Source organism: Mangrovibacterium sp. (assembly GCF_041596335.1).
In the GTDB taxonomy this organism is placed as follows: Bacteria; Bacteroidota; Bacteroidia; order Bacteroidales; family Prolixibacteraceae; genus Mangrovibacterium.
Genome location: NZ_JBFHIT010000021.1, coordinates 14,319 through 40,705 on the forward strand (window position 1 = coordinate 14,319; position 26,387 = coordinate 40,705).

The 26,387-nt window shown below is 43.1% G+C and carries 28 protein-coding genes and 1 tRNA gene; 10 read left to right on the top strand and 19 right to left on the bottom strand.

Annotation, left to right across the window (positions count from 1 at the left end; translation table 11 throughout):
• The first annotated feature begins 1 nt into the window (after nucleotide 1).
• From ABZD21_RS09155 to ABZD21_RS09170, 4 genes are read left to right on the top strand one after another with little or no spacing between them, the layout of a single operon-like run.
• Nucleotides 2–718, top strand: coding sequence for a DUF5675 family protein (locus ABZD21_RS09155; protein WP_372774599.1), 717 nt, complete (start codon nucleotides 2–4; stop codon nucleotides 716–718).
• Nucleotides 715–1,500, top strand: coding sequence for a hypothetical protein (locus ABZD21_RS09160; RefSeq protein WP_372774601.1), 786 nt, complete (start codon nucleotides 715–717; stop codon nucleotides 1,498–1,500). The genes ABZD21_RS09155 and ABZD21_RS09160 overlap by 4 nt, the downstream gene beginning before the upstream one ends.
• 2 nt (nucleotides 1,501–1,502) lie before the next feature.
• A complete protein-coding gene (locus ABZD21_RS09165; RefSeq protein WP_372774603.1) occupies nucleotides 1,503–2,102 on the top strand; it encodes a DUF4230 domain-containing protein in 600 nt (199 codons plus the stop codon).
• Nucleotides 2,102–3,556 carry a hypothetical protein gene (locus ABZD21_RS09170; RefSeq protein WP_372774605.1) on the top strand — a complete coding sequence of 485 codons (1,455 nt, stop codon included), beginning with the start codon at nucleotides 2,102–2,104 and terminating at the stop codon, nucleotides 3,554–3,556. Before ABZD21_RS09165 ends, ABZD21_RS09170 begins: the two co-directional genes overlap by 1 nt.
• A 48-nt stretch (nucleotides 3,557–3,604) precedes the next feature.
• On the opposite strand, the gene ABZD21_RS09175 is transcribed toward ABZD21_RS09170, so the two are convergent.
• The 13 genes from ABZD21_RS09175 to ABZD21_RS09235 all read right to left on the bottom strand — a co-directional run bounded on the left by ABZD21_RS09175 (nucleotide 3,605) and on the right by ABZD21_RS09235 (nucleotide 13,651).
• Complete coding sequence (locus tag ABZD21_RS09175; protein ID WP_372774607.1) at nucleotides 3,605–4,921, bottom strand: TolC family protein; 1,317 nt, start codon at nucleotides 4,919–4,921, stop codon at nucleotides 3,605–3,607.
• A 162-nt stretch (nucleotides 4,922–5,083) separates the two neighbouring features.
• Complete coding sequence (locus ABZD21_RS09180; protein ID WP_372774609.1) at nucleotides 5,084–6,208, bottom strand: efflux RND transporter periplasmic adaptor subunit; 1,125 nt, start codon at nucleotides 6,206–6,208, stop codon at nucleotides 5,084–5,086.
• A gap of 85 nt (nucleotides 6,209–6,293) precedes the next feature.
• Nucleotides 6,294–7,556 (bottom strand): ABC transporter permease, encoded by a 1,263-nt coding sequence (locus ABZD21_RS09185; protein WP_372774611.1) that lies wholly within the window; start codon nucleotides 7,554–7,556, stop codon nucleotides 6,294–6,296.
• Between the two features lie 20 nt (nucleotides 7,557–7,576).
• Nucleotides 7,577–8,827: an ABC transporter permease gene (locus tag ABZD21_RS09190; RefSeq protein ID WP_372774613.1), complete on the bottom strand. Its 1,251-nt coding sequence runs from the start codon at nucleotides 8,825–8,827 to the stop codon at nucleotides 7,577–7,579.
• Between the two features lie 10 nt (nucleotides 8,828–8,837).
• Nucleotides 8,838–9,563, bottom strand: coding sequence for an ABC transporter ATP-binding protein (locus ABZD21_RS09195; RefSeq protein ID WP_372774615.1), 726 nt, complete (start codon nucleotides 9,561–9,563; stop codon nucleotides 8,838–8,840).
• Between the two features lie 822 nt (nucleotides 9,564–10,385).
• Nucleotides 10,386–10,562, bottom strand: a complete 177-nt coding sequence (locus tag ABZD21_RS09200) for a hypothetical protein (protein ID WP_372774617.1) — start codon at nucleotides 10,560–10,562, stop codon at nucleotides 10,386–10,388.
• Nucleotides 10,563–10,565: 3 nt separating this feature from the next.
• Nucleotides 10,566–10,721: a class IIb bacteriocin, lactobin A/cerein 7B family gene (locus tag ABZD21_RS09205; RefSeq protein WP_372774619.1), complete on the bottom strand. Its 156-nt coding sequence runs from the start codon at nucleotides 10,719–10,721 to the stop codon at nucleotides 10,566–10,568.
• A 320-nt stretch (nucleotides 10,722–11,041) separates the two neighbouring features.
• Complete coding sequence (locus tag ABZD21_RS09210) at nucleotides 11,042–11,659, bottom strand: CPBP family intramembrane glutamic endopeptidase (protein ID WP_372774620.1); 618 nt, start codon at nucleotides 11,657–11,659, stop codon at nucleotides 11,042–11,044.
• Between the two features lie 98 nt (nucleotides 11,660–11,757).
• Nucleotides 11,758–12,645: a lysostaphin resistance A-like protein gene (locus tag ABZD21_RS09215; protein WP_372774621.1), complete on the bottom strand. Its 888-nt coding sequence runs from the start codon at nucleotides 12,643–12,645 to the stop codon at nucleotides 11,758–11,760.
• 57 nt (nucleotides 12,646–12,702) lie between these two features.
• Entirely contained in the window at nucleotides 12,703–12,861 is a 159-nt protein-coding gene (locus tag ABZD21_RS09220; RefSeq protein ID WP_372774622.1) for a hypothetical protein, read from the bottom strand.
• A 10-nt stretch (nucleotides 12,862–12,871) separates the two neighbouring features.
• Nucleotides 12,872–13,033: a bacteriocin gene (locus ABZD21_RS09225; protein WP_372774623.1), complete on the bottom strand. Its 162-nt coding sequence runs from the start codon at nucleotides 13,031–13,033 to the stop codon at nucleotides 12,872–12,874.
• A 128-nt stretch (nucleotides 13,034–13,161) separates the two neighbouring features.
• The gene (locus ABZD21_RS09230; RefSeq protein WP_372774625.1) at nucleotides 13,162–13,464 is read right to left on the bottom strand and encodes a hypothetical protein; all 303 of its coding nucleotides are present in this window, start codon (nucleotides 13,462–13,464) and stop codon (nucleotides 13,162–13,164) included.
• Between the two features lie 46 nt (nucleotides 13,465–13,510).
• Nucleotides 13,511–13,651, bottom strand: coding sequence for a hypothetical protein (locus ABZD21_RS09235; RefSeq protein ID WP_372774627.1), 141 nt, complete (start codon nucleotides 13,649–13,651; stop codon nucleotides 13,511–13,513).
• 310 nt (nucleotides 13,652–13,961) lie between these two features.
• Between ABZD21_RS09235 and ABZD21_RS09240 the strand changes: the two genes are divergently transcribed.
• Nucleotides 13,962–14,966: a bile acid:sodium symporter family protein gene (locus ABZD21_RS09240; protein WP_372774629.1), complete on the top strand. Its 1,005-nt coding sequence runs from the start codon at nucleotides 13,962–13,964 to the stop codon at nucleotides 14,964–14,966.
• Here ABZD21_RS09240 and ABZD21_RS09245 read toward each other — a convergent pair.
• Entirely contained in the window at nucleotides 14,963–15,184 is a 222-nt protein-coding gene (locus tag ABZD21_RS09245; RefSeq protein ID WP_372774630.1) for a response regulator transcription factor, read from the bottom strand. The two genes, ABZD21_RS09240 and ABZD21_RS09245, sit on opposite strands and share 4 nt — an antisense overlap.
• 152 nt (nucleotides 15,185–15,336) lie before the next feature.
• Nucleotides 15,337–15,409 (bottom strand) — tRNA-Met (locus ABZD21_RS09250).
• A gap of 209 nt (nucleotides 15,410–15,618) precedes the next feature.
• Here ABZD21_RS09250 and ABZD21_RS09255 point away from each other — a divergent pair.
• The 5 genes from ABZD21_RS09255 (at nucleotide 15,619) to ABZD21_RS09275 (ending at nucleotide 20,413) form a co-directional block, all read left to right on the top strand.
• On the top strand, nucleotides 15,619–16,479 hold the full coding sequence (locus tag ABZD21_RS09255; protein WP_372774632.1) for a M23 family metallopeptidase: 861 nt from the start codon (nucleotides 15,619–15,621) through the stop codon (nucleotides 16,477–16,479).
• A 9-nt stretch (nucleotides 16,480–16,488) separates the two neighbouring features.
• Nucleotides 16,489–17,661, top strand: a complete 1,173-nt coding sequence (locus ABZD21_RS09260) for a 1-deoxy-D-xylulose-5-phosphate reductoisomerase (protein ID WP_372774634.1) — start codon at nucleotides 16,489–16,491, stop codon at nucleotides 17,659–17,661.
• A 7-nt stretch (nucleotides 17,662–17,668) separates the two neighbouring features.
• Nucleotides 17,669–19,003 (top strand): RIP metalloprotease RseP, encoded by a 1,335-nt coding sequence (gene rseP, locus ABZD21_RS09265; RefSeq protein WP_372774636.1) that lies wholly within the window; start codon nucleotides 17,669–17,671, stop codon nucleotides 19,001–19,003.
• 51 nt (nucleotides 19,004–19,054) lie between these two features.
• Nucleotides 19,055–19,252, top strand: coding sequence for a twin-arginine translocase TatA/TatE family subunit (locus ABZD21_RS09270; RefSeq protein WP_372774637.1), 198 nt, complete (start codon nucleotides 19,055–19,057; stop codon nucleotides 19,250–19,252).
• Nucleotides 19,253–19,378: 126 nt separating this feature from the next.
• Entirely contained in the window at nucleotides 19,379–20,413 is a 1,035-nt protein-coding gene (locus tag ABZD21_RS09275) for a DUF4837 family protein (RefSeq protein WP_372774639.1), read from the top strand.
• Nucleotides 20,414–20,516: 103 nt separating this feature from the next.
• On the opposite strand, the gene ABZD21_RS09280 is transcribed toward ABZD21_RS09275, so the two are convergent.
• The 4 genes from ABZD21_RS09280 to queA all read right to left on the bottom strand — a co-directional run bounded on the left by ABZD21_RS09280 (nucleotide 20,517) and on the right by queA (nucleotide 26,341).
• Nucleotides 20,517–23,078 (bottom strand): adenosylcobalamin-dependent ribonucleoside-diphosphate reductase, encoded by a 2,562-nt coding sequence (locus tag ABZD21_RS09280; RefSeq protein ID WP_372774641.1) that lies wholly within the window; start codon nucleotides 23,076–23,078, stop codon nucleotides 20,517–20,519.
• 326 nt (nucleotides 23,079–23,404) lie between these two features.
• Nucleotides 23,405–24,640, bottom strand: coding sequence for a 3-deoxy-D-manno-octulosonic acid transferase (locus ABZD21_RS09285; RefSeq protein WP_372774643.1), 1,236 nt, complete (start codon nucleotides 24,638–24,640; stop codon nucleotides 23,405–23,407).
• A gap of 69 nt (nucleotides 24,641–24,709) precedes the next feature.
• A complete protein-coding gene (rnhA, locus tag ABZD21_RS09290; protein WP_372774644.1) occupies nucleotides 24,710–25,186 on the bottom strand; it encodes a ribonuclease HI in 477 nt (158 codons plus the stop codon).
• 105 nt (nucleotides 25,187–25,291) lie between these two features.
• Nucleotides 25,292–26,341: a tRNA preQ1(34) S-adenosylmethionine ribosyltransferase-isomerase QueA gene (gene queA, locus ABZD21_RS09295; protein WP_372774646.1), complete on the bottom strand. Its 1,050-nt coding sequence runs from the start codon at nucleotides 26,339–26,341 to the stop codon at nucleotides 25,292–25,294.
• Nucleotides 26,342–26,387 lie beyond the last annotated feature (46 nt).

A 26,387-nucleotide genomic window follows, 5' to 3' on the forward strand; every position in this document is an offset into this window, starting at 1 on the left:
CATGAAACGTTTTCTTTTACTCATCATCGTTGCCGGGCTATGTTTTCTGGTTATACTGTTTGTAAGTAAACCAGAAATGCTGACTGACGTCTGGATTTGGCTGGTTGGGCTGAGCGGTCTGATCGTGAAAGGATCTCAGACTCTGGTAGCCTACCTAAAAGATCAGCTGTACTATGACGAAAGACAGGAAAACAAGCAATCGGAGACGCCAGCCATTCCGGACAACTTCGTAGGAACTACCTTAAAAATGATCCGGATTTCGGACGATGGAGACACAACACTCGGCCTGCTTTTCATCAACAATCAGTTTTATTGCTACACCCTCGAAGACAGTGGCAAACGGGTTAACAATCCAACTGAAACCCGTATTCCTGCCGGAACTTACCCGATTCGACTCAGTTCATCCACCGATGAAATGACCCAAAAATATAAAACCCAATACCCCGATTGGTTTAGCACACATCTGCAAGTACAGCAGGTTCCGGGCTACCCTTCGGTGTACATTCATCAGGGCGGAAACCACCAGCATACCTCTTCGGGCGGCATTCTGGTTTCCGACAGCGTTCAAGGCCAATGGAAGCACGCGGAGTTGACCAATTCACTACTCACCTTTAAACGACTTTATAAGTTTATTAACGATGAGATGGCAACCGGAACGGCTTATCGGATAATGATACTCGACGAACACTGGATCAACAAATTAAACCCAGCATCATGACGACAGATAATCGAATTGAAAAAAGTATCGTGAACAAAAAGAAACTGAACTACATCTTCCTTGGATGTATGATTTTAGTTGAATTTCTGATACTTGTGGCACTGATTACAATTTTGATCAAACTCTGGTGCCTTGGCATGGAAGGACCTGATTCTATCAAACATTTCTATAGCATGTGCGCAATGGGACTGATGCTGTTGTGGATTGGCATTTTGATCGCATACTACGCATGGGCCATCTATTTTTACAATATCAACATGGGGTTGACCAATCAGGATTGGGCTGAAATAAGAGAACGCAGAATGTATGTTCCGGAAGGGCAAACCGACGAGCCGACCGAAAATCCGAATGCCGGTCAAACGCTGGGACTACCGCCGGGAACGGTGCGCGGAACAATTGCGCTAACACTTCTGATCTGCGGCATTGCGCTGGCAATCGCTTCATTAGGGTTTGATTCGAGTATCAAAGCAAACACTTTCTTGGTCGATAATTTCGATTTCTTCAAAACCGCTTTCCTTATGATGATCGCATTCTACTTTGGAAATAAAGCGCTGGAAAGCATTGGCTACAAAAGCAGGCGAACAATTGGCCCTCCCGGAAATGAACAGACGCCTGAAAACAGTTCAACCCAAAACCCGAAACCGTCGGGAGATGCGCCGCTATCGCCAGTTACACAAGCCGCCAGCATAAAAAAGAATGAACTGAAACAAACCACCTTACTGAACCCGGAAGACCTATCAACCGGAAGCGACGACTTTGACAATCCGAAAGCGGTGCAATAATTATGAGTCACCTAAAACTCACATATTTACTCATGATCCTTTTGGCTCTCAGTTCGTGCGAACGAAACAAGCGCCACATGGTGGTCAGTAAAATACAGAGTACCGCCAAACTGGCAACCACCGAAACTGTCATCGATAAGATTGTGATTGGTGGTAAAAGCCGGCGGGTGTTCGGTATTATTAATGTGAGCAATGCCGAGTTTGTTGCCTACACACAAGCCGTTGTGAAAACAGGCGTAGACCTGACCAAACTGAAGAAAAATGACATCCAAATTGACCATCGGACGATTGAAATTAAACTGCCGGCCGTTGAAGTGCTCGATTTCAGCTTTCCGTTCGACAGCTTCCGGATTGATCCGATCCTCACCGATGACGACATTTTCAACCGAATTGATGTGATTGATCAGGAGTTCTACTACCGAAAAGCTGAACTCGATATTCGCGAAAACCTTCAGCACATGGGCATCAGGGAGCAGACCGAAACAAATACCCGAAAAATGTTGGAAACCCTGCTTAAAAATATGGGCTACCGCGAAATCTACATCAGCTTCTCCGATTCCGGAAAGTTCATTCAGAAAGTCAACCTGAAAATAACCGACTGATGGGATTCCTTAAATCCATATCCGCTACAGCCAGTCTGATTTTTCAGATCGTATTGGTCGTGGCCGCTGTTGCCGCTTTTTCGTATTTCGACCCATTTGAATTGCTCGCTCCCACTAAACGAACCTTGAAAAACACGCCAATTCAGGTGCAAAGTATTAAGGAAATTGGCCAGCTGATTACGGCTGAATATTACGGAGAAGTAATCGGCTCACTCGATGAATTACTTACCCGCGAAGCTCTCAATGAAATTGATAGTTTCAACTACCAGATTGATGCCCTGCATGATGATTTTGTGGATGCGATCGATTCAATTGCTGCACGAAAAATCAAACGCAACGATATTTACCCGGCCTTTTCCGACGAATATGAAGATCTACTGGCAGATAGCCTTTTCGATTTTTACGCCTATTTTATCAACGAAAAATTGAAAAACAGAAACTATACCCGGCGTGAGATCAACAAAAAACTCAGCAACGATGATACCAAAAAGTTAATTCGCGATCTGGGTCTTGAGCGCAAAGATCGACTTCGTGAAGATTTGCATTCCATCAGCACTGCCGAAATCCAGGAAAATTTTCGTTACAGCACCAAAAAACTACAGACCAAGCTTGCAAAGAAACGCAGACTGGTGATTCTTGGACGTGGATGGGTGAAAGCCGGATTTGATTTTGGCTCATTCACCGAGAAAAATTTCATCTACGACGGGCTGCATAAACGCGCCATCTTTATCGGGTTGCAACCCGAAATACTGGTTGCAACAATCAATCCGTGGTTTATTCCGGAAGAAGGTGTGGAAGGATTTGAGTTTGTGATTGTTGAGCGAAAGGTGAAAAACGACCCGGAGTGGACCAAGCGCGTGAAGCAACTCTGCCTGGATAAACTAACGGCACAGGCAACCCGCAAAAACATATTAGACCAAGCTCAAACCAATGCCGAATTTCATTTAAAAAATCTATTCAGCCTGTTGGCTGGCGACCAGATTGAAGACATTCGATTCTTCACCGACTACCTCGACTACTCGCTGGGCGCTCTGCTCAACGATTCGGTATTGCGCGACGATGAGTTGCCATTGGTGGAGGAAATGATTGCCGAAGCACGCATCCGCGATGGCCAGGATTTTAAACCGATCAACTGTCAGATCTTTTTAGACAGCCTGCGGCATGCCGAAAAAACAGTCAGAAATTGTTCGTTCGAGCTTAATGCAAAATCCGGCATCTTGTTCAAAATCCTTCAGGATCAGAAGATCGACTCGGCCGACATTCGATACTTCGAGGCATTGAAAGATTCGACCTTCTACGATATGGTTTGGTTTGAATGTTTCAGAGAGAACAAAAAAGAGGCATTCACCAGCTATCATTCAAAAACAAACACAGCGGTAATCGGCGACTTAAACCGGATTAGGCAAAGCCTGAAACTGCCGGTTGACAGCACACTCTTGGACTATCTTCGATAAACAAATGGCCGGACATTGCTGCCCGGCCATTTGTTTATCGATGTATTTCTATAATTCAACAGGAACTCCGTTGTAAAAATCGAGGATTTTGGTGCGGAAGATGTAATCGTATTTCGCCTGAGCCAAATCGCTTTGAGCCGAAGTCAATCGATTTTTGGCTTGGTTGTATTCAACAGAATTCAGCATTCCCACATTAAATTTTTCTTCGGTGTAGCGAAAGGCTTCCTGCATTGATTCGACCGCTTTCGAACTGGCCATATATTTTTTCAAGGCTGCCACAGCATTGGTGTAGGCTTGTTCAATATCCTTCCGCAATACATTTTTGGTATTCTGTACATCCAGCTCTTTACTCATGACGTCGAGTTTAGCATTGTTGATTTGAGTGCGGGTTTGAAATTTTCCGAAAATTGGCACACTCATACTCACTCCGAAGCCATAACTTTCATTGTTTTTAAACTGGGTACTGAAGTCGTATGGATATTTATTATTGTACCAGTTTGAATAGCTTCCGCCAAGGTCTAACGATGGATACAGCTGCCCCCTGGCAATGGCTACGGTTTTTTGTGCCGCCTGCAAATCGAACTGGGCGCTTTTTACTTCCGGACGAAACTGAACAGCATTTTTGAACACCTCCATCGAGTTTAGCACCGAACGGTTAGCTGTTAATACCGGCAAGATGGGTTTCGCGATCTTGAAACTTTGGGTTGATGGCAACTCCAGCATTTGGTATAAATTAAGATACGCCAGTTGCTGTCTATTTTCAGCCTCAACCAAGTTCAACTCTTCGTTGGCCAATTGCGCCTCAATCTCCAACAAACTACCCTTCGCCAAACTGCCAGCTTTAACCAGCTTACTGGTTCGGTCGACTTGCAGTTTAGTAACCTCTTCCTGCTCCTTGGCTACCTGAATCAGTTCATCGGAAAACAGAATCTCGAGGTAGGCCGCTGCAATATACAGCATGAGATCGTCCTTGGCTTTCTGCAAATCCTGAAGGCGAGCCTGTAACGAAAAGTTTGCTCTGGCAATTGAATTAGTAAGTTGAAAGCCATTCCACAGTACCATACTGGCATTCAGGCCTCCCTGGGTCGAATTCGAGTTGAAATTATCATAGGTTCCATCAGCTTGTTGCGACCGGCCAAAACTAAAACTGTTTGAAAAACTGCTGCTCAAGCTTGGCAACCGGTTATTCCGGGCTTGCTTTAACTCGTTGCCATAGTAATCTGCATTTATTTGCTGCTGTTTTACCTGAATGTTATTTTCCAGAGCATAGTCAATACATTTCTGCAAGTCCCAGCTTTCCTGAGCTTGCGCGGCCCCGGCAATCAACACAATTACAGCAAGAATTAATTGTTTCGTGAGTTTCATATTGAACTTATTTTTGATGCGCTAAATTAATGATTCAATCCGATATCGGTTGTTTGAGCAGGTCTGGCTTCCAATTAAACGAGCCACCGGGTCGACTATTTTGTGTGAAAAGTTAAATAATCTGAAAACAGTCGCATTTCAACCAATATTGGTACTCATTCATTAGCTCTGGTTATCGACTTTCTTTTCTTTCTTCGGGTCAATTTTATCCCCTTTTACCTGATCGTCTTTGGTCAGACCTTCAACAATTTCGATATTAATACCGTCGGAGAGACCGGTTTGCACCTTCCGTTTTTCGTAGCTGTTTTCTTCCACATTGGTCAAAACTTCTACGTAAGCCGAGTCGTTTTCAAACTTCAGCATCCCTTCCGGAATAACCATCACACTGTCTTTCCGTTCCAGTACAATGTTCGCATTCGCGCTGTAACCGGCTCTGATAAACTGGTCGTCCTTCAGGTTCACATCCGCTTTTATTTCAAACTGAATGGCGCCGTTCTCCTCTTTCCCTTTCGGCGCAATGTATTCCAGTATGGCCTCAAATTTATCTTTCTCAATGGCACCAATTTCAAGCTCAATCGGCATACCCACTTTTATTTTCCCCACTTCGGTTTCATCTACCTTACCTTCAAAAATCATGTCCTGCATATCGGCAACCGTTGCAATGGTGGTTCCGTCGTTAAACGTGTTTGACTGAATGACCGAGTTACCGACTTTGATGGGCACATCGAGCACCATCCCGTCAATTGTAGAACGAACCAGCGTATTGGTGGCTGTTTCCGCTTTCTTCAGCACACCGTTTTTCACTAGTTCCAGGTTATTTTCGGCAGCGCTCAATTCTTCCTTAGCCGAATCGTAGCTCACTTTCGACTTCATGTAATCGCTGTACGAAATCACCTCGGTATCGAACAATTTCTGTTGGCGATCGAAATCAATTTTAGCATCTTCAAAATTAATCCGGGCACGGTTCAGGCGCGATTCGGCAGAGTTCAGAGTCACCATATCCGGAATAATTTTGATGCGGGCAATCACCTGTTCCTTTTTTACAAAGTCGCCGGCCTCAACGTACAATTTGTCAATAATGCCGGAAATCTGCGGTTTAATTTCAATTTCCTGCCGGGGAACAACCGATCCGGTCGCTACAGTTTTCTTAATGACGTTCGACACAAAAGGTGCCTTATTTTCAAACATATCCGGTTGCTTTTTCGACTTGGTGTACAGGAAGAAAATCGTTCCGCCAAATACGGCCACGATCAGCACAATTCCTAAAATTCGAAATACTTTTTTCATTTGTTCTGGTTTTTATTGTTTTCTGTTATTCTTGTGCATCGCTTATTCGCACAAAACGATACGTTGATCCGACTTTTGTTACAATCTAGCCTTCGTCTCGCAGCGCATCGATTGGTTTAATGCTGATCGCCCGTTTTGCAGGAATGAGGCCGGCAAACATGCCTGAAATAACCAAAACGGCTAAAGCAGACAGAGCCATCGTTAGATCGACCTGCGGATTACGGAAAAACAACTCTTCGCCACCGGCTTCGAGAGCCATCCCCAGCAGTTCGAGCAGGCCAACGCCGAGCGACAACCCAACATAACCGGCCATTACAGTTAGGAAAACACTTTCGGCAACAATGTGAGTAATAATCACTCCGGGAGTAGCGCCAAGTGCACGCTGAATGCCAATTTCCTGTGTTCGCTCTTTAATGATGACCAGCATTATGTTGCTCACACCAATAATTCCGGCAAACAGAGTTCCGATTCCCACAATCCAGGTGAGCACCTGAATGCCGGTGAACAAGGCGTCGAACTTGATAAATTCGGCTTCAATATTAAACGAGCCTACCGCCTGCATATCGTCGGGAGCTATTTTGTGGCGTTCTTTCAGCAGGCTTTTCAATTTCTCCTGCAGATCGCTGACCAGATAGCCTTCTTTGGCGGTAACCGAGAAAAAGTGAATGACATTACCATAGTTGTATGCTGTTTGCATGGTTGTAAACGGCATAATAATCGTCTCCTCTTTTTTACCGCCTCCGATATTAATTTTTGTTTCGGGGTGGATGACGCCTACAACCTGAAAATAAACACCACTAATTTTCAGGTATTGGCCTATCGGATCTTCATCCTTGGCGAACATCACCTCAACAACCCGCTCGCCGATCACACAAACCTTTCGTTTTTCACGCACATCAATTTCGTTCATCAGGCGCCCTTTCACGGGTGTCCAGCCGTCAATTTTGAAATAATCGGGATAGTCTCCGTAAATATTGAATGCTCCGGTTCGTTCGCCACGAATTGTGTTATCGCCATTTTGCTGCCAGCCAAACAACCGGGGAGAAAGGAACTCCACCTCGCGCACATTCTGCCGGATGTATTCAATATCCTGATTGTCGTAGTCCCAGCGGCGCCCCCGCTGAAAGCCTTCATACGGAACACTGGTTCGTTCGGTCCAGAAAAAAGCCGAATTCGTAGCAAAGGATTTCACCCCTTCGAGCACCCCATTTTGCAAGGCACGACCGGCTCCCGACATGATAATGAGCATGAAGATTCCCCAGAATACCCCAAAGGCGGTCATGAAACTGCGCATTCGATTTTGTTTCAGCGCACTAATTATTTCTTTCCAAAGATCAAGATCGAACATGGTTTTTGGTTTTAACAGGGTTATTCGTCACGCAGAGCGGCGATGGGTTTTATACTAGCTGCCCGCTTGGCAGGAATGTATCCGGCTATTGTTCCGGCTACAATTAACAGAACCGTTGAGGCAACCGCCACTCCGAAATCGACTGTTGGATTTAAAAACAAGGTCTGGTTCTGGTCGCCTGCAGCAGGTGCCGACTGCATCATCAGGTAGTTTACAAGCTCCATCAGCCCGGTTCCCAACACTAAGCCAATATAACCGGCAACAGTTGTTATCAGAATCGACTCCAATAAAACCAGGCCAATCACCGACGACGGACTTGCCCCAATGGCCTTGCGAATCCCGATTTCTTTGGTTCGTTCCTTCACCACAATCAGCATAATATTGCTAACCCCAACAATTCCGGCAATGAGCGTTCCAATGCCAATGATCCAGATAAATATTTTAATGGCTTGAAAAATACGCATGGTCTGGATGTAATTTTCCAGTTTGTTATACATCCCTATGGCGCTTTCATCGCTGGCATCGAAACGCAACTTACGGGCAAAGGTGTTCCTTATTTGTTCTTCAATTTGCTGACTTTCCTCCAGCGTTTGTCCGTTTATTGTAAGTGCGAAATTATGCAGCCGGTTCGATCCGTTAAAGACAACCTGCGCCGTTGTTACCGGCATATAGGCATCGCGGTTCCGGGTCGATTCGGGCTCAACACAAACCCCCACGACTCTAAACGGTACACTGTTAACTTTTACATATTCGCCCAAAGCAGGCTTATCTTTAAACAGCGCCTCGCGAATATCCTTCCCAATCACCACCACTTTCCGACGTTCGCGAATATCCATATCGTTAATGTATCGCCCTTCGAGCATCACATTCTGGTCAACATCATTCAACTCCGGATGGCAAGTCACCGTCGTATATTCTCCCGATTCCTTTCCGTAGCTGTAGCGGGTATTTCCCATAAAATAGCGTCCCGAAACAGTTTCAACACCGGCCATATTATCCAGAATCCCGTAATCGTCGTTATGAAACTGAATGGGGCGGCCTGACTTTAATCCCTGATACGGAACAGTTGTTTCGCCAGTCCAGATCCACATGGCATTCACCGCATCGCTCATAAAATTATTGGCTACACCATTGCTCAATCCATTTCCCGATCCCAGCAAAATCATCAGCATAAAAATCCCCCAGGCAACCGAGAATCCGGTTAAAAAGGTGCGCATTTTATTTTTTTTAATGGTGGCGAAAATTTCCTGCCATTTATCAATGTCGAACATAATTTTTGGCTTAAACAGATTGAAGGTTCTTTGAATATTGATGGCGGAAATCGTCCAACTCTCCGTTATAGATCACCTCGTCGATCAGGCCGTCTTTCAGGCGCACAATCTTTTGGGTCATGGCTGCAATATCGTGCTCGTGGGTGACAATAATCACCGTAATTCCGTCATGGTTAATGTCCTTCAGAATATCCATCACTTCGTACGAAGTTGTGCTGTCGAGCGCGCCAGTCGGCTCATCGGCCAAAATAACCTGCGGCTTGCCAATTAAAGCGCGGGCAATGGCCACCCGCTGTTTTTGCCCTCCCGACATTTCATTGGGCATATGCTCCGCCCAAGGCTTCAATCCCAGACGATCTAAATATTCCATCGCCATCATGTTTCGTTTTTTGCGGCTCACCCCTTTGTAATAAAGCGGAAGAGCAACATTCTCCATTGCATTCTTAAACGAGATTAAGTTGAAGGACTGAAACACAAAACCGACCATTTCATTGCGCAATTGCGCAGCTTTTTTCTCGCTCATATTCGAAATTAGCTGCCCCCCCAGATGATACGTTCCCTGGTCGTAGTTGTCGAGAATGCCTAAAATATTTAAGAGGGTTGACTTGCCGGAGCCCGACGACCCCATGATGGAAACAAATTCGCCTTGATGGATGTCCAGATCGATGCCCTTCAAAACATGTAGTTTGCTGCTTCCCATCTCGTACGATTTGTGAATAGAGTTCAGTTTAATCATGGCTTGTTTGTTTTGTGTTTCTGTTTTCTGTGTTCAAAGTTGATGATTCCCTCACCTATTTACAGGACTATTTCGATGAACCACCGAATTTTTGGTGTGAATTACGTTTTGAGGATGGTAACTTGGAATACCAACTACCTGCTATCATCGCATCGTTGTCAATACGACGAACAAGATCGCTGTTCGTTACACGAATTTGCTAAATCGATCCAATATTTTTTCAGGCACCAAGGTTATGCATGACAGAAGTGAAGTATTATATCCTTGGATTGTGAGTAAAACCCGACTATTAAAATGAGGTGGAGAAATAATAGCCTACTGCACAACAGTTTTTCCACAATACTCTTAGATGGACAGAAACTTCGACTTTAGGCCTCCCAAAGAGAATAGAGCCAAATCGCGTGTTCTCTTTTTCAACACATGCCCACTTGCCATGTATTATCTAATGTTATGTCGTGGATGAGCATCCGGGCGGAGTTCCATCCTGTCAATTAGCATGACTATCGTTTATTATATTCAATCTTTTAAGCAAGATCAACGCCACTGAAATCGCAATAAAACAAATAAAGAATAATTTTGATTTAAATAGCATAGAAGCTATCATGCCAGTTATATGAGAAATCATAAACTTGTCAGAATCGACTATTGTTATAAAAATGGAAAACAGGGAAATGATTAAGATGGTAAAACCTAAAGCCGCAAACAACAACTTAACGTAACTCTTGAATGTTTTCATGATTTAATTTTTAAAGAAATGTAGAAATGGCAGTAGAAAACTTTTCATACTGCCATAAAGTTAAAAAAATACCTATTCAAGGTTAGTTAATCAAGTTGATTTTGAATATATGCAGTAGCAGCGCCAGCGGCACTAGCTAAACCACATACTACCAAATAAATCTCAGCAGCAACCAGAATAGCGGCAAAAAAACCACCTTCAGTTCGGGTTAACTCTTTTTTAGTTAAAAAGGTTAAACCTTCTATTTTATCAAAACTTTCCATAGTCTACTCCTCCCTCACTGCATTATAACCAGCCTCAAAGGATCCCAAAACACCTGCAACCAAACCCGCTACTAAGGTAGCTTGTAATGCGTATGCGACAACTAAACCTAAAATGCCTCCTTCTACCTTCGAAAGTTCTTTTTTATCCAATTCTTTCATAAATCAAAAATTTTAAAAATCAACCTACTCTATTTAAGGCTTTTCGGGTTTCGCCTAAGTTTTGTGCACTTAACTTGTGAACTAAATTACGGAGACCCACTCTCAAAATTTGAGAGTGGCGGATTTTTTTCTAAAAAATCGTGAGCTGATCCAAGTTTATAGGTGCCCATTTTAATTTCGCTAAACGGAGGGTTGAAATCGAAAGTTGTGCTAACAAGTAGCATTCCGATTGCGTCAGAAATAACCAAATAAACGAAAAACGTTACTGAAAACAGGATACTACGCCCCCAATTCGGCACTCTTGAATTGACTTTCAGAATTCACGCGCCTGACTTTTTCAATTGTTCTCTCGCATTCCACCACAATCCCAAAATCAGAATAATCTCTACGAAAAATGTCAGAAAATGAAGGCGACTTGCTTCGGGTAAAAGATTCAATGAGGTGTCGCGAAATACAAATAAGCTATCCAAATTAGAACCACTGCCTTCAAATGGAAAAATTACCCCTTGAATAAAGTTCCACGAAAAATGCATCCCAAAAGCGACGCCCAACGACCTGAATACATAAGTGGCAAAGAACAGGGATACGCCACTTAAAGCGATATTTATTTGCATGAAAGGAAATTCATCCAGATTAAGATGTAGAAAGCCAAACAATAATGAACTTCCCAAACCGAGATAGACAACACGCTTATCAAACCGTCTGGTTTTATTGACGATCCACTTCTTAAGAAATAGATACCTAAAAAGAAATTCTTCAATTATGGCAACAGATAGACAATATGCAAAGGCTTGAAGAAGAGAAAACAATGTGACATTAATATTTACAATATAAACCTCGTGAGAATACTCCATAAGAAATACCAGGAGAAAAGAAAAAACCGATATCAAGCATCCCCACAGGAATAACACGAAGTCACCTTTTCTTATTTTCAACATATGCGTTTCTTAATATTTGTAATCGTCTCATTAAAAGGAACCAAAATTGATCCACGCTGCCAACGATTTGTATCCGGGGCCTTACCTAATAAGATAAACTATCGTTTTTCTAAACAAGACACGGGGCACAGACCCGCACCATCTGGGAATTTATTTTTTTTAACTAGCAATCCAAAGACTCCAATCAGGATAACTTGAAGCAACGTACAAAGTAATGAACCTTCAAAGCCAAAGTCTCCACCATTCCAAATTGAAGCATCATCTATCTTATTTTGAACTAACGAGTATGAATCCATTCCACTAACCAAGAATCCGAAATGACATTGTATTAGATTCCAAAAAAAATGGATCGAAATTGGGAGCCATACATTCTCTCGAATGAGATAGGCCAGCCCTAAAAAGATACCCGCTAAAAAGATATTCATAACACCAACCCAAGTTACTCCCGGATTAAAAGCATGAAGTGCACAAAATATCAAAGAGGAAAAAATGAGACCATTGATCATCCCGAAAGATTCGGCTAAGTTTTTAAGAATATATGCTCTGCAGAAAACCTCTTCACCAATGGCAACAACGAAGAATAAAACAACAGTCTGGACAAACCCCATTCCATCGAAATACAACGAAACAAATTCGAGTTGATCCAATTCGAGCACCACAACATATCCACCACTAAAACACAGAAATAGCAAAATCCCTGAAAAGAGCCATTCTTTAAACACTACCTCCCTCTCAAATTTATACGCCTCAAAATTCGCCCGATCAACGAATCGACTAAAAAGAATAACAACAACAATGGTTCCTATCATTCCCATTGTTGTTACCACCAACCTCTGCCAATCACTTAAATTAGATTCGACCCATATCGGGGAATCAATCAGCCAAGCTCCAATTAACTCAAAAGTACCACTTACAACAAGAAAAGGTATCATTATCAACAATACCCTTTGCCATCCTTTCTCCTTTCTCGATACACCTTTTTCCATGCTTTTAAAAGTTTTAAAAGTTGCGTGGAACATTTTGCTCCACGCCAACTCACTAAACTAGTGTGAATACACTGAATTAAACCCATCTTCAAACGAATCCGGATTATTTATTGCAGCTTCTACGCAATCAGCTATTGCGACAGCTGCACCTATTAGCGACCACATTATTAATCCGCCATCACAGCCAATAGCCTCTTCTTTTGTTAATTCTTTCATATTGACCTATTTATGCGTTTTTATATGCTGTATAACCAGCAGCCTCAATTTGCTCATTGGCATACCAACCCGATTCAGACATTGCTCCAATGAATGCTCCCAATATATAAGCTCGCCATGAAAAATCCCCTCCATCAATGCATTTTAGTTCACTCTTATCCAATTCTTTCATAAATCAAAAATTTAAAATCAACCTTCTCTGTTTAAGGCTTTTCGGGTTCCGCCTAAGTTTTGTGCACTTAACTTGTGAACTAAATTACGGAGACCCACTCTCAAATTTTGAGAGTGGCGGATTTTTTTCTAAAAAATCGTGAGCTGAACCAAATTTTTAAAGCCGCCGTTTATTTCCCTGACTTCGTCCTGGTTTAAATCAGTCAAAAAGAAGCCGCATTGAAAATTGACGTCCTCAACATACACATAACTTTGGTAGCTGAGGTTGTATTCTACCGGTGCCCCCAGTTCCTTGATTACGTCGATTAGGCGAAAAACAGTGGCTTGTGATAGTTCCAGGCGCTCGGCCAATTCTTTCGGGTTGCCGGTTGCTCGCATGCGGATTAGTTGGTCAATCCGCTCAATTAAGTTGATTTGTTGGAGTAGCTTCACTTTGCTCTTTTTAAGGGTGTTAAGTATTCTTTAGACCTTTGAGGTTTTAAAAAACCTCAAAGGTCATGTTGTTTTTGGGTATTTGCTTTTGCCACATGTTGAAATAGTAGCCTTGCTGCTTAAACAGACTGCTATGGGCTCCTTGTGTGAACTCTAGAATTTTAACCAAGAATAATTGTTTTTTCATTGTTCCTTGTATTGAAGTTCGAAAACCAAAATTGAATTACAGTGAGGCCATAACTATAAAAAGACGCCTTTGTATTACTAAACTATTGTCCGGTTAAATAAACTATCGATAAATCCTGTTAAATTGGAAAAGGTAACCTCTCGGAAAACATTTTTTTGAGTTGATTCTGAAAAAGTATCAAAAGCCTCCGAATCCGATTAACATCTCCCATTTATTTAAACTGATTGTCAAAATGAGTCGCCAAAACATGGATTCGATAGATCCTGTTCCTTCGAAATTCCCCATCTTTGGAGCATCATTTTTTTAAACTATGAACATTCCCACATCTGTAAAACGGTTTTTACCCGACGGATTCATTTCAGGTATCCTGTTAATGATTTTGCTGGCCAAGCTTCTCCCGGGGATCGGGAGCGAAGGCAGCCTGATTGAGTTGCGGGTAATTATTAAAGGTGGCATTGCATTGCTGTTTTTCTTTTATGGATTGAAGCTAAGTCCGGAAAAATTGAAAAACGACCTCAGCAACTGGAAACTGCATCTGATTATTCAGGGTATTACTTTTCTTGTTTTTCCGGCTCTACTTCTGCTTTTCTACCCTTTGTTTAAGGGAACAGAACAGGAAATCCTTTGGTTGGCTGTTTTTTTTCTGGCTGCCTTACCCAGCACAGTATCCTCGTCGGTGGTCATGGTATCTATTGCGGGGGGCAACCTCCCCAGTGCCATATTTAACGCCAGCATCTCCGGCGTAATGGGCATTCTGCTAACACCCGCCTGGATGGGACTTTTCCTCGATCAACAAACCGAAGCAATTGCCTTTGGAGAGGTTGTCCGCGATTTGGTTATCCAGATTTTAATACCCGTCGCGTTGGGATTGTTCATGCACCGCTTTTGGGGCGCCTGGGCAAACCGCCACAAAAGCCGCATCAGTTTATTCGACAAATCGGTTATTCTGGCCATCGTTTACCGCAGTTTCAGCGATTCGTTCCTGAACGGCATTTTCAGTAGCATCCCCATGCATTCGCTGCTCCTACTCTCGGCTTGTGTTATCGCACTCTTTTTTCTGGTTTTTGAAGGTACCAAAATGCTAATCGGGCTGCTCCGGTTCAACCGCGAAGACCGAATTACAGTTTTATTTTGCGCTTCGAAAAAATCGTTGGTTCATGGCTCAGTTATGGTGGGTGTTCTATTTGCAGGAAGTACCTTAGGAAGTCTCTTTCTGGTTCCGGTGATGATTTACCATGCCTTTCAGCTCTTCTACATCAGCATTGTTGCCCGCCGCTACAGTCGCGAGGTTCAACCGGTGACGACACGAGGTTAAGTGTTGGATAAAAAACAATACGAACGGCAATTCGGACAAACCGGGCTGAACTGACCATTAAGCAGATTCTCCTTGCAGGCATAAGTCATCATCTGGATTTGGCTGCCAGCTCCAAATTTTTCATGAATATTTTTCAAATGTGTTCGCACGGTCGTTTGACTGATATTCAGCTTTTCAGCTATTTGAATATTACTGTCTGAATTAACCCAAAGCGACAAAACTTTCTTCCTTTTTAGACTAGCTAAAATTTATGCCTAAAACCAAAATCCCCCAGATTTTCCGCTTGATCCCCAAAGGATCACTTCAATTTTAAATGCAAATAGGGGAAAACAAAAAAAGGAGAATCAATTTCTTGATTCTCCTTTGGTAGTAGCGGGGACACGACTCGAACGTGCGACCTTTGGGTTATGAGCCCAACGAGCTACCAACTGCTCCACCCCGCAATATATTTTGAATGTTTTTTGTCTTGTTTTGAACGAACATCCGTTGGTTACCTTCCCGAATGCGGATGCAAATATAGAACAAGTTTTTCAATATCCAAACATCGCTCTGTTTTTTTATTTATTTGCCTTCGTTAAAAAGTATTAATTTCATCGTCACTAAGTAGTGTATCTGCCTAATTTGGTTAATTTTGACCATCCAAATCGGGCGCATGAAGGAAAAGAAAAAAAAGAAAATCTTAGAGAAACTAAAAAACCGTTACCGGTTAATCATCTATAACGACACTTCGTTTCAGACAGTTTGGAGTACCAAGCTGACCAGAATCAATGTTTTCCTGATTTTCGGGTTAGGTGGTGTACTCTTGGTTTTCCTAACCGTTTTAATGATTGCACTCACGCCCCTAAAGGAATTTATCCCCGGATATCCGTCAGGAGATGTTCGCAATTTGATGGTGAAAAACGCGATGATGGTTGATTCGCTGGAGGCTCAGCTTATGCTTCGCGACAATTATTTCAAAACCATCAAAACGTTGCTGAACGGAGAGGTTCCGGAAGATCAGATTTCGAATATCGACACCAGCTTTCATCCCGTTGAACTCAATATGCAGTCGTACAATCACGATTCCATTTTTGAACAGCATTTGCTGGAAGAGCAGTTAGACCTGTCGGCCGGTGATCAGCAGAAAAGCTCAACCAGCCTGGCAAACATCCATTTCTTCCGACCGTTGAAGGGAATGATCACTCAAAATTTCAACAAAGACATCAACCACTATGCTGTCGATGTCGTTGGACTTCCGAATTCCCGCATCTCTGCCATATTGGATGGAACTGTTGTTTTTTCCGGATGGACCGTTGAAACGGGCAACGTACTATATCTGCAACACAACAACAATCTGCTATCGGTATACAAACACAATTCGGAGCTACTGAAAAAAGTTGGCGACCTGGTTAAAGCCGGCGAAGCTATTGCTTTAATGGGAAATACCGGCGAGTTAACCACCGGCCCCCATCTGCACTTCGAACTGTGGCACAGAGGAACACCGCTAAACCCGGAAGAATATATAGATTTTTAAGCCTGAAGAATGAAAAAACGAATTGCGATCCTTGGATCGACCGGATCTATTGGCACACAGGCTTTGGAAGTGATTGAGCAAAATCCTGATCACTTTGAAGTTGAAGTGCTAACTGCCAACAACAATATAGACTTACTGATTGAACAAAGTAAAAAATTCAAGCCCAACGCAGTAGTTGTCGCCAATGAATGCCGCTACGAGATTTTAAGTGATGCATTAAAAGACGAAGACATAAAGATTTATGCCGGCAAAGATGCCTTGGAGCAAGTTGTGCAGATGGACTCCATTGATATGGTGCTGACTGCAATGGTAGGCTACTCCGGATTGCTGCCAACACTAAAGGCGATACGAGCTGGAAAAGACATTGCTCTGGCCAACAAAGAAACATTGGTTGTTGCGGGCGAGATCATTACCCGCGAGGCGATTGAAAACAAAGTAAATATCTACCCGGTCGACTCGGAACATTCAGCTATTTTTCAATGCCTGGCCGGTGAGCATATGAACGAGATCGAAAAAATCTACCTCACCGCTTCCGGTGGCCCGTTTCGTGGGTACAGCCTGGAACAATTGCAAAAAGTAACAACGGCTGATGCGCTAAAACATCCGAACTGGGAGATGGGAGCTAAAATCACAATCGACTCAGCCAGCATGATGAACAAAGGGTTTGAAGTGATTGAAGCCAAATGGCTATTCGATCTGAAAGCCGACCAAATCGATGTCGTTATTCATCCGCAAAGCATTGTTCACTCGCTGGTGCAATTCCGCGACGGCTCCATGAAAGCACAGATGGGTTTGCCGGATATGAAACTTCCGATTCAATACGCCATGAACTTCCCGAAGCGACTACCATCTGATTTTGAGCGTTTCGACTTCATGAAGTACCCAAAACTAACGTTCGAACAGCCCGATACGAAAATTTTTCGTAATCTTGCACTGGCTTTCGAGGCCCTTGCGCAGGCAGGCAATATGCCCTGCATTCTGAATGCAGCCAACGAAGTTGTGGTACAGGCCTTGCTTCGCGAAAAAATACGTTTTGTCGACATGCCTGACATTATTGAAGAAAGCATGCAGAAAATTGCTTTTATAAAAAATCCGGATTTGAACGATTATATTCAAACCGACAAGGAAACACGATTGTTAACAACTTCACTAATTAAAAATCGAAGTTTAAAAACACACTAAAAAACACATGGAACAAGTATTGATAAAAGCTGCCCAGCTAATCCTGAGTCTCTCATTGCTAGTGATTCTTCATGAGTTCGGACACTTTGCGTTTGCCCGCCTTTTTAAAACAAGAGTTGAAAAATTTTACCTGTTTTTCGATCCTTGGTTTTCATTGTTCAAAATTAAAAAAGGCGACACCGAATACGGAGTTGGCTGGCTACCACTGGGTGGCTACGTGAAAATATCGGGAATGATTGACGAGTCGATGGATAAAGATGCTTTGGCTCAAGAACCTCAACCCTATGAATTCCGCTCGAAAAAAGCTTACCAACGCTTGCTGATCATGATCGGTGGCGTGTTAATGAACTTCATTCTGGCATTCATTATTTACATCGGAATTTTGTATGCCTGGGGTACAGAATATTTACCAACAGAAAGTGCGAAGTACGGCATTATGGTGAATAGCGCCGGTGAGGAAATCGGTCTGAAGAACGGGGACAAAATCCTATCGGTTGACGGAGAGTATATTGAGAATTTCAACAAAATACTCCCTACAATCGTACTCGACAAAGCACACAGCATTCAAGTATTACGCGATGGACAACAGACAGAGGTAACCATTACCGACGATCATTTTGTCCCATTGATTAAAGGGAAGGTTGAAGTGCGCCCCCGGATGCCATTTGAAGTATCGGTAGGAAAGGTTAAGAAGGATTCACCGGCCGATCTGGCAGGCCTGGAAGACGGAGATTATTTCGTGTCGTCAAACGGGCAAACCTTCGAATTTTATGACCAGTTCACCAGCTTTCTGCAAGCTAACAAAGAAACAGCTGTAACGATCGAGGTCTTACGCAACAACGAACCTGTAACGATAAACGCGACTGTTTCGCCTGAGGGAACCTTAGGATTTTACCCTGAATTTAATTCGGAGGCAACAGCTTTTCTGGTCACAAAAACGATCAAATACAGCTTTGTCGAATCAATTCCGGCCGGCATCAAGCGAGGTGTAAACACTGTAAACGACTACCTGAAGCAGTTTAAACTCATCTTTTCGCCTAAGACGAAAGCTTACGAATCATTGGGAGGATTCATTTCCATTGGGAACATATTCCCGGGAGCCTGGGATTGGTACGCCTTTTGGAACATGACGGCTTTCCTGTCGATCATTCTTGGCGTAATGAACCTGCTGCCTATTCCGGCGCTTGATGGCGGACACGTTACCTTTCTTCTATACGAGATAGTGACCGGCAGAAAACCAGCCGAAAAATTTCTGGAATATGCTCAAATTACGGGAATGATTGTCCTGCTGGCCTTAGTGCTATTCGCTAACGCCAACGATATTATTAAACTATTTAACTAAGAAGGAATTATATTTTTCCTAATTTTGTATAAACCATTAAATTTATAAGCTATGCTTTCATTTATTATTGCCGGATTTATCGGGACTCCCGAAATCATCATCATTTTGGCAGTTGTTCTGCTTATGTTCGGAGGTCGGAAAATTCCGGAGCTTATGAAAGGTCTCGGAAAAGGAATGAAAGAATTCAAAAAAGCGACTTCGGAAGACGAAGACGATGCAGATTCGAAGACCTCGAAAGAAAACAAATAAGCACGATCAGATATATGCGACTCCCGTCAATCAACTGGCGGGATTTTTTTTACATTATATTCATCTACAGCAAGCACTCTGGTAAGATTTTTGTACAAGACCATACACATCCGAAAAATCAGCATCATGAAACGCATCAGCCTTATTTTTCTAGCATTCATTAGTTTGAGCTTAGTTCTTAGTTCGTGTCGCGACGATACTAAATTGAGGAGAAAGGTAACCGGGAAAGCCGGTGAACTTGTGGTGGTGATTCCCAAAGAAAGCTGGAACAGCAACATTGGCGAAGCGATCAGAAAAACACTGGCACAACCACAAATTTCACTTCCCCAGGAAGAACCCATTTTTGATTTGATCAGTGTTCCGCCTGCGGCTTTTACAGATATTTTTAAAACCAGTCGGAACATCTTAAATGTTCGCATATCACCGACTGTTGAATCGGCTAAAGTTGAATTTAAAAAGGACATCTGGGCCTGGCCGCAAGCTGTGGTCAACATTTCGGCTCAATCGGGCGACGACTTGATCCGGGTTTTCAATGAAAATTCAGACAAAATTGTCGCATACATGCTTAATGCAGAACGTGAGCGCCTGATCGGAAACTATGCCAATTATGACGAAAAAAGCGCTGTAGAGCCATTGCGAAAACACCTCAACGTAAAACTCACGGTACCGGTCGGCTTTAAAGTAGCCAACCAAGGCCCTGGTTTTACATGGATGCGCTACGACACTCCTGAGATCATGCAAGGTGTCGCGGTATATTCATTTCCTTACACATCGGATAGCACTTTCACGAGCTCTTATCTCCTGGCTAAGCGCGATTCGGTGATGAAAATTTATATTGATGGTCCGACAAAAGGAAGTTACATGACAACGGAACATCGAATTAAACCAACCCTAAATATTTTCCAGTACAAGAACAATTACGCTGCAGAAATGCGGGGACTCTGGAGAGTAGAAAACGATTTTATGGGAGGTCCTTTTGTTAGCATTGCTGTTCTGGATGCATCGAATAACCGAATTATTGTTGCGGAAGGCTTTGTATACGCGCCACGCTTCGACAAACGAAATTATCTGCGCCAGGTTGAAGCAATGATCTACTCGCTGGTACTACCCGACCAAGCGAAAAACGACAAGATAAACAGCCAAATTAACATGGGCAACTAGCTTGTCGCCCATTTGACAATACTAAGAAATAGTCGATATAATAAAAAATGAGGCTGACCAATTGGTCAGCCTCATTTTTTGTATAGGTATCTTCTTCAATGAATTATCCGCATTTCGATGAACCACAGTCCGGACATGTTAAACATCCTTCCTGATAGATTACATTCTTCGAACCACATTCGCCGCAGGTAGCGCCATCGGCAATTGTACCGTTCGGAATGTATTTCTTCAGTGCCCGCGCAACGCCTGCTTTCCAGCTATTAATGGTATCATTATCCAATTGTAAACTGGTTACAGTATTCACTACTTTGTGAATTGGCATACCATGACGCAGGATACCGGAAATCAATTTCGCATAGTTCCAGAACACCGGATTAAACTTGTAGGATAAACCTTCGATGGTCGTTTTGTATCCCCGCTTGTTTTCGTACTGAAAATCGTAACGTGAGTTTCCGTCTTCATCGCGGTTTTTAATAATTTTCCCAACGGTTACCGAACGAGGAAGCAAAATTCCATCTTCATCATCCTGCAAACCGGTAAAGATCTCGTATGGCTGATCATCAATCAAACCGATGAAAGCGACCCACTTCTCTTTATTATTCTGAAAACGAACTACTTCAGCATCCAACTCTTCCGGACGTTTAGTCGGAAAGAAAGAGCTTCCATCCTCTGCACTGTCTGCCTTCTTATTCGAAATAAGTACACCGGAACGCGATCCGTCACGATAAACCGTCACTCCTTTACATCCGCTTCTCCATGCTTCGAAATACAGCTTTCCAACCAATTCTTCTTCAACATCGGCAGGCAGGTTAATTGTAACACTTATGGAGTGGTCAACCCATTTCTGAATACGCCCCTGCATGCGAACTTTGTTAAGCCAATCGACATCGTTTGAAGTTGCTTTATAATACGGCGACTGTTTAACGATTTCATCCAGCTCTTTTTCCGAGTAGTTTTTCGTTGTATCGATACCGTTCGCCTTCATCCAGGTGACGAACTTATGATGGAATACAATGTATTCTTCCCAGCTGTCACCGACCTCATCAACAAAGTCGACACGAACATTTTTATCGTTTGGATTTACTTTACGACGGCGCTTGTAAACCGGCATAAACACGGGCTCAATTCCCGATGTTGTTTGTGTCATCAAACTGGTCGTTCCCGTTGGTGCGATTGTTAACAGAGCAATATTCCGACGGCCATATTTCACCATATCCTGGTAGAGACCTTCATCTTCTTTGCGAATGCGATTAATCATTGGGTTATTTTTCTCCCGTTCAGAATCGTAAATTTTGAACGCTCCCCTTTCTTTGGCCATGCCAACCGATGAACGATAAGCCTCAATAGCCAGCGTTTTATGAATCTCTTCGCTAAAATCTGTTGCTTCTTCGGCTCCATAGCGCAATCCCAGTGCCGCGAGCATATCGCCTTCTGCTGTTATTCCAACTCCGGTGCGGCGTCCTTCGCGAGCTTTGGTTTGAATTTTTTCCCACAAGCGACGTTCGGTGTATTTAATTTCGTCTTCCTCCGGATCGGCATCTACTTTTTCGATAATCGCATCAATTTTTTCCAACTCCAAGTCGATAATATCGTCCATCATCCGTTGGGCGTAAGCAACATGCTCCTTAAACAAGTCGAAGTTGAACTTTGCTTCCTTAGTAAAAGGATTTTCGACGTATGAATACAAGTTCAATGCTAACAAACGACAACTATCGTAGGGGCAAAGCGGAATTTCACCACAAGGGTTTGTCGACACGGTTTTATATCCCAAATCGGCGTAGCAATCCGGTACTGATTCTTTAATAATCGTATCCCAGAACAGGATTCCAGGTTCGGCTGATTTCCATGCATTGTGAACTATTTTACTCCACAATCCATTGGCATTAATTTCTTTTGAGTAGGTCGGAGTCGCTGCATCAATTGGATATTGCTGAGTGTATGGCACACCCGACTCAACCGACTTCATAAAATCGTCGTGGATCTTTACCGACACGTTAGCTCCGGTAACTTTTCCTTGCTCAAGCTTGGCATCGATAAATTTTTCTGAATCCGGATGCTTAATTGAAACAGAAAGCATTAATGCTCCGCGGCGACCATCCTGTGCTACTTCGCGTGTTGAATTAGAGTAGCGCTCCATAAAAGGAACAATACCGGTTGATGTCAATGCCGAGTTCTTCACAGGCGAACCTTTAGGGCGAATATGAGACAGATCGTGCCCAACACCGCCACGGCGTTTCATTAACTGCACTTGCTCCTGGTCGATTTTCATGATTCCTCCATAGGAATCAGAGTTACCTTCGTTTCCAACAACAAAGCAATTGGAAAGGGAGGCAATCTGATAATCATTACCGATACCGGTCATCGGACCACCTTGCGGAACAATAAACTTAAAGTCTTTCAACAGCTGATAAATTTGCTGCTCATCCATCGGATTTTCATACTTTTTTTCCACCCGGGCAATTTCTTTCGCCAAGCGTTTATGCATATCGTCCGGTGTTTTTTCGTAGATATTTCCATAGGAATCTTTTAACGCGTATTTATTCACCCACACCCGGGCGGCTAAATCATCGCTATTAAAATACTTGAAGGTTTCCTGAAACGCTTCGTCCTGAGAAAATGTCTCTTTGCCCACTTGAGGCGTAGCTACCACATTTTTAAAAGCCATACACCAAAATAATTAAAAACGGTTAATTCGTAACTGGTTGTTTAAGAAGAGAGAAACCAGCCTATTCCTCTTCGGAATTGCTACATGCAATATACCATAGGATTTAAAAAAAAAGAATACTTTATTTTCAAAAAGGATACAAAGTTATCAACTTTGACTAGTTAACAAGCTGTCCTACTATCACTTACCCTTTTGATAACTAAGAATTGTTTACCAAAAACAAATTTTATTGCGAACAACAGCCAACGAAAGTTAGCAGGAAATGAAGCTTTTACGCCGTAATCTGAACTCGCCAGAAACGAAGCAAAATCAAGTATAAGAAATACCTAATTGTTAAAAACTTTTTGCATAATCTGTTGCGTAGCTCCCAGGTTCTCCTCCATGAACCGGCGGCAACCATCGGCAATTTTAGACAACAGTTCGGGCTGCGACATTAACTCCTCCAACTTCAGCCGAACAACCTCAGGTCGATCGACCGGAAAAGCCAAACCTCGGTTTACGAGCTCAACAGCCTCCTGAAATCGGAGATAATTTGGGCCAAACAAAACAGGGATATTGTAGATTGCCGCTTCGAGCGTATTGTGAATACCAACACCGAATCCTCCGCCAATGTATGCTACATCCGCGTAGCGGTATACACTCGACAAAACGCCCATGCAGTCAACAATTAAAACACGTGATTTTTCCAGATCGGCTCCTTCAGCCTGTGTATACCGAATCGCACCACCCGGAATCAGATTCATTAATCGTTTAATGTTCGAGTCCTTCACCTCGTGAGGCGCAAAAACAACTTTCACTTGCTTGTTCCCGGTCATATACTCTACCAAAAGCTCTTCGTCGGGTTGCCACGAACTTCCGACAACCAGCAAGCGTGCATCGCCTTTAAATTGCTCAACGAGCGGCAATTCCTTTCTACTGCCTGCAATTTCAGCCACCCGGTCGAAACGCGTATCGCCGGTGATGGTATAATTAGAAAACCCGAACTGACCAAGCAGATCTCCGGATTGCTTATTCTGCACAAAAAAGTGAGTAACTGACTGTAATACTTTTCGATACCAGTTTGCACGCAGTCCTTTTTTAAAGAACAACTGACTGGGTCGAAAAATAGCTGAAACCAGATAAACCGGCACCGACCGATCAGAAAGCTCTTCGAAGTAGTTCTTCCAAAACTCGTATTTTACAAAAAAGGCCATCTCCGGCTTAACCAAATCAAGAAAGCGTTTCACATTAGCTTTTGTATCAACCGGCAAATAGCAGATATAATCGGCCTGCTCGTAATTTTTACGAACTTCGTAGCCCGAAGGCGAGAAAAATGTTAGTAGCACTTTATACTCCGGATGCTGTTTTCGCATCAATTCGATGAGTGGTCGCCCCTGCTCAAACTCGCCCAACGAGGCACAATGAACCCAGATCACTTTATTACTACCCGGGAAAAATCCACCAAGATAATTGAAAACCTCTTTTTGTCCACGATGGAAAAGAGCGGCTTTCGTATTAAACGGCGCTAACAAACCTGCCATAATTCGGTACAACGAAATTCCCAGTTGATATAGTGTATTCATGGATTATTCTGCTTTTTTGGGGGTGCAAATGTACAAATTAGTTCTCGTGTAAAACCAGAAACAGAAGGGCTATTGCTCCTTGAGTGCCTGCAAATAACCGAAGTCCTTCTTTAGGCCGGGAGCTAGCGCCGCCTCAACAGCCAAAGTGTCACACCGTTCATTTTCGGGGATATTGGCATGTCCCTTCACCCAGACAAAACGCACCTGATGTTTCGGGTAGATTGACAGGAAACGCGTCCAAAGATCTGCGTTCTTCTTTCCTTTAAAGCGTTTTTTCACCCAATCCCACACCCATCGTTTTTCGACAGCGTCAACCACATATTTTGAGTCGGAATAGATTGTCACCTGACTGTTTTCAACTTTAAGCGTTTCCAGTCCGACGATAACGGCCAGCAACTCCATTCGGTTATTCGTTGTGAGTTCGAAACCCTCGGAAAGCTCCTTCCGATGCTGACCCGACATTAACACAACGCCGTAGCCACCCGGGCCAGGATTTCCTTTGGCTGCACCATCAGTATAGATTATTACGCGAGGTCCTGTAGTCATTTCTGTTGTTTCGTGCAAAGATAATAATTCAATACGGTTGCCATCGATAGGCACCAAAAAGAAAGGCCGTCCACAAAGACAGCCTTCACTATATCTATTTTTTTCTTACAAAATCAACATCGCATCGCCATAGGTACCGAAGCGGTAACCCTCTTTAATAGCCTTTTGATAGGCATCCATAACCAGATCGTATCCACCAAAAGCGGCCACCATCATCAACAAGGTCGACAAAGGCAAGTGGAAGTTCGTAATCATCCGGTTAGCAACACTAAATTCATACGGAGGGAAAATAAATTTATTTGTCCATCCTTCAAATGGTTTCAAATGTCCCTGAGTCGACACTGAACTTTCCAGTGTCCGCATCACAGTTGTTCCAACAGCGCAAACATTCCTTTTATTTGTTTTTGCCCGATTTACGATATCGCAGGCCTCATCAGTAATCCAAATTTGTTCCGAATCCATTTTATGTTTGGTCAGATCTTCTACATCCACACTGCGGAAGTTTCCGAGACCAACGTGCAGGGTAACAAACGAGAAATCTACCCCGATAATTTCCAGACGCTTCATCAGCTCGCGACTAAAATGCAGTCCGGCTGTAGGTGCAGCTACTGCTCCCTCGTGTTTGGCAAAAATTGTCTGGTAACGATCTTTATCTTCGGGCGTCACAGAGCGCTGAATAAACTTAGGAAGCGGAGTTTCACCAAGACTGTAAAGGGTTTGCTTGAACTCATCGTATGGGCCATCAAACAGAAAACGCAACGTCCGACCTCTCGATGTTGTATTGTCAATCACTTCGGCAACCAACAAATCATCTTCTCCAAAATACAGCTTATTACCAATCCGGATTTTACGTGCCGGATCAACCAGAACATCCCACAAACGCTGTTCGCGGTTTAGCTCGCGAAGCAAAAACACTTCAATCTCAGCACCGGTCTTTTCTTTGTTGCCGTACAAACGGGCAGGAAAAACTTTGGTGTCGTTAAAGACCATCACATCCTGATCATCGAAATAATCGGTAACGTCTTTAAATAATTTGTGTTCAATTTTTTTGGTTTTCCGGTCAACCACCATCAGTCTAGACTCATCACGGTTATTTGACGGGTGCAATGCGATTAACTCTTCCGGTAATTTAAACTTAAACTTGGATAACTTCATACGTATCTGATTTCTGAATTTTTCATTGTTATAACGCTGGATTTGG

What these genes read in the sequence shown, in the direction of transcription:
- ABZD21_RS09190 (WP_372774613.1), bottom strand. Translation starts at nt 8,827, where the DNA reads ATGTTCGACATTGATAAATGGCAGGAAATTTTCGCCACCATTAAAAAA.
- ABZD21_RS09175 (WP_372774607.1), bottom strand. Translation starts at nt 4,921, where the DNA reads ATGAAACTCACGAAACAATTAATTCTTGCTGTAATTGTGTTGATTGCC.
- ABZD21_RS09285 (WP_372774643.1), bottom strand. Translation starts at nt 24,640, where the DNA reads ATGAATACACTATATCAACTGGGAATTTCGTTGTACCGAATTATGGCA.
- ABZD21_RS09215 (WP_372774621.1), bottom strand. Translation starts at nt 12,645, where the DNA reads ATGGAAAAAGGTGTATCGAGAAAGGAGAAAGGATGGCAAAGGGTATTG.
- ABZD21_RS09255 (WP_372774632.1), top strand. Translation starts at nt 15,619, where the DNA reads ATGAAGGAAAAGAAAAAAAAGAAAATCTTAGAGAAACTAAAAAACCGT.
- ABZD21_RS09235 (WP_372774627.1), bottom strand. Translation starts at nt 13,651, where the DNA reads ATGAAAAAACAATTATTCTTGGTTAAAATTCTAGAGTTCACACAAGGA.
- ABZD21_RS09205 (WP_372774619.1), bottom strand. Translation starts at nt 10,721, where the DNA reads ATGAAAGAATTGGATAAAAAAGAACTTTCGAAGGTAGAAGGAGGCATT.
- queA (WP_372774646.1), bottom strand. Translation starts at nt 26,341, where the DNA reads ATGAAGTTATCCAAGTTTAAGTTTAAATTACCGGAAGAGTTAATCGCA.
- ABZD21_RS09155 (WP_372774599.1), top strand. Translation starts at nt 2, where the DNA reads ATGAAACGTTTTCTTTTACTCATCATCGTTGCCGGGCTATGTTTTCTG.
- ABZD21_RS09195 (WP_372774615.1), bottom strand. Translation starts at nt 9,563, where the DNA reads ATGATTAAACTGAACTCTATTCACAAATCGTACGAGATGGGAAGCAGC.
- ABZD21_RS09180 (WP_372774609.1), bottom strand. Translation starts at nt 6,208, where the DNA reads ATGAAAAAAGTATTTCGAATTTTAGGAATTGTGCTGATCGTGGCCGTA.
- rseP (WP_372774636.1), top strand. Translation starts at nt 17,669, where the DNA reads ATGGAACAAGTATTGATAAAAGCTGCCCAGCTAATCCTGAGTCTCTCA.
- ABZD21_RS09165 (WP_372774603.1), top strand. Translation starts at nt 1,503, where the DNA reads ATGAGTCACCTAAAACTCACATATTTACTCATGATCCTTTTGGCTCTC.
- ABZD21_RS09225 (WP_372774623.1), bottom strand. Translation starts at nt 13,033, where the DNA reads ATGAAAGAATTGGATAAGAGTGAACTAAAATGCATTGATGGAGGGGAT.
- ABZD21_RS09240 (WP_372774629.1), top strand. Translation starts at nt 13,962, where the DNA reads ATGAACATTCCCACATCTGTAAAACGGTTTTTACCCGACGGATTCATT.
- ABZD21_RS09220 (WP_372774622.1), bottom strand. Translation starts at nt 12,861, where the DNA reads ATGAAAGAATTAACAAAAGAAGAGGCTATTGGCTGTGATGGCGGATTA.
- ABZD21_RS09280 (WP_372774641.1), bottom strand. Translation starts at nt 23,078, where the DNA reads ATGGCTTTTAAAAATGTGGTAGCTACGCCTCAAGTGGGCAAAGAGACA.
- ABZD21_RS09210 (WP_372774620.1), bottom strand. Translation starts at nt 11,659, where the DNA reads ATGTTGAAAATAAGAAAAGGTGACTTCGTGTTATTCCTGTGGGGATGC.
- ABZD21_RS09260 (WP_372774634.1), top strand. Translation starts at nt 16,489, where the DNA reads ATGAAAAAACGAATTGCGATCCTTGGATCGACCGGATCTATTGGCACA.
- ABZD21_RS09185 (WP_372774611.1), bottom strand. Translation starts at nt 7,556, where the DNA reads ATGTTCGATCTTGATCTTTGGAAAGAAATAATTAGTGCGCTGAAACAA.
- ABZD21_RS09275 (WP_372774639.1), top strand. Translation starts at nt 19,379, where the DNA reads ATGAAACGCATCAGCCTTATTTTTCTAGCATTCATTAGTTTGAGCTTA.
- ABZD21_RS09270 (WP_372774637.1), top strand. Translation starts at nt 19,055, where the DNA reads ATGCTTTCATTTATTATTGCCGGATTTATCGGGACTCCCGAAATCATC.
- ABZD21_RS09160 (WP_372774601.1), top strand. Translation starts at nt 715, where the DNA reads ATGACGACAGATAATCGAATTGAAAAAAGTATCGTGAACAAAAAGAAA.
- rnhA (WP_372774644.1), bottom strand. Translation starts at nt 25,186, where the DNA reads ATGACTACAGGACCTCGCGTAATAATCTATACTGATGGTGCAGCCAAA.
- ABZD21_RS09200 (WP_372774617.1), bottom strand. Translation starts at nt 10,562, where the DNA reads ATGGAAAGTTTTGATAAAATAGAAGGTTTAACCTTTTTAACTAAAAAA.
- ABZD21_RS09170 (WP_372774605.1), top strand. Translation starts at nt 2,102, where the DNA reads ATGGGATTCCTTAAATCCATATCCGCTACAGCCAGTCTGATTTTTCAG.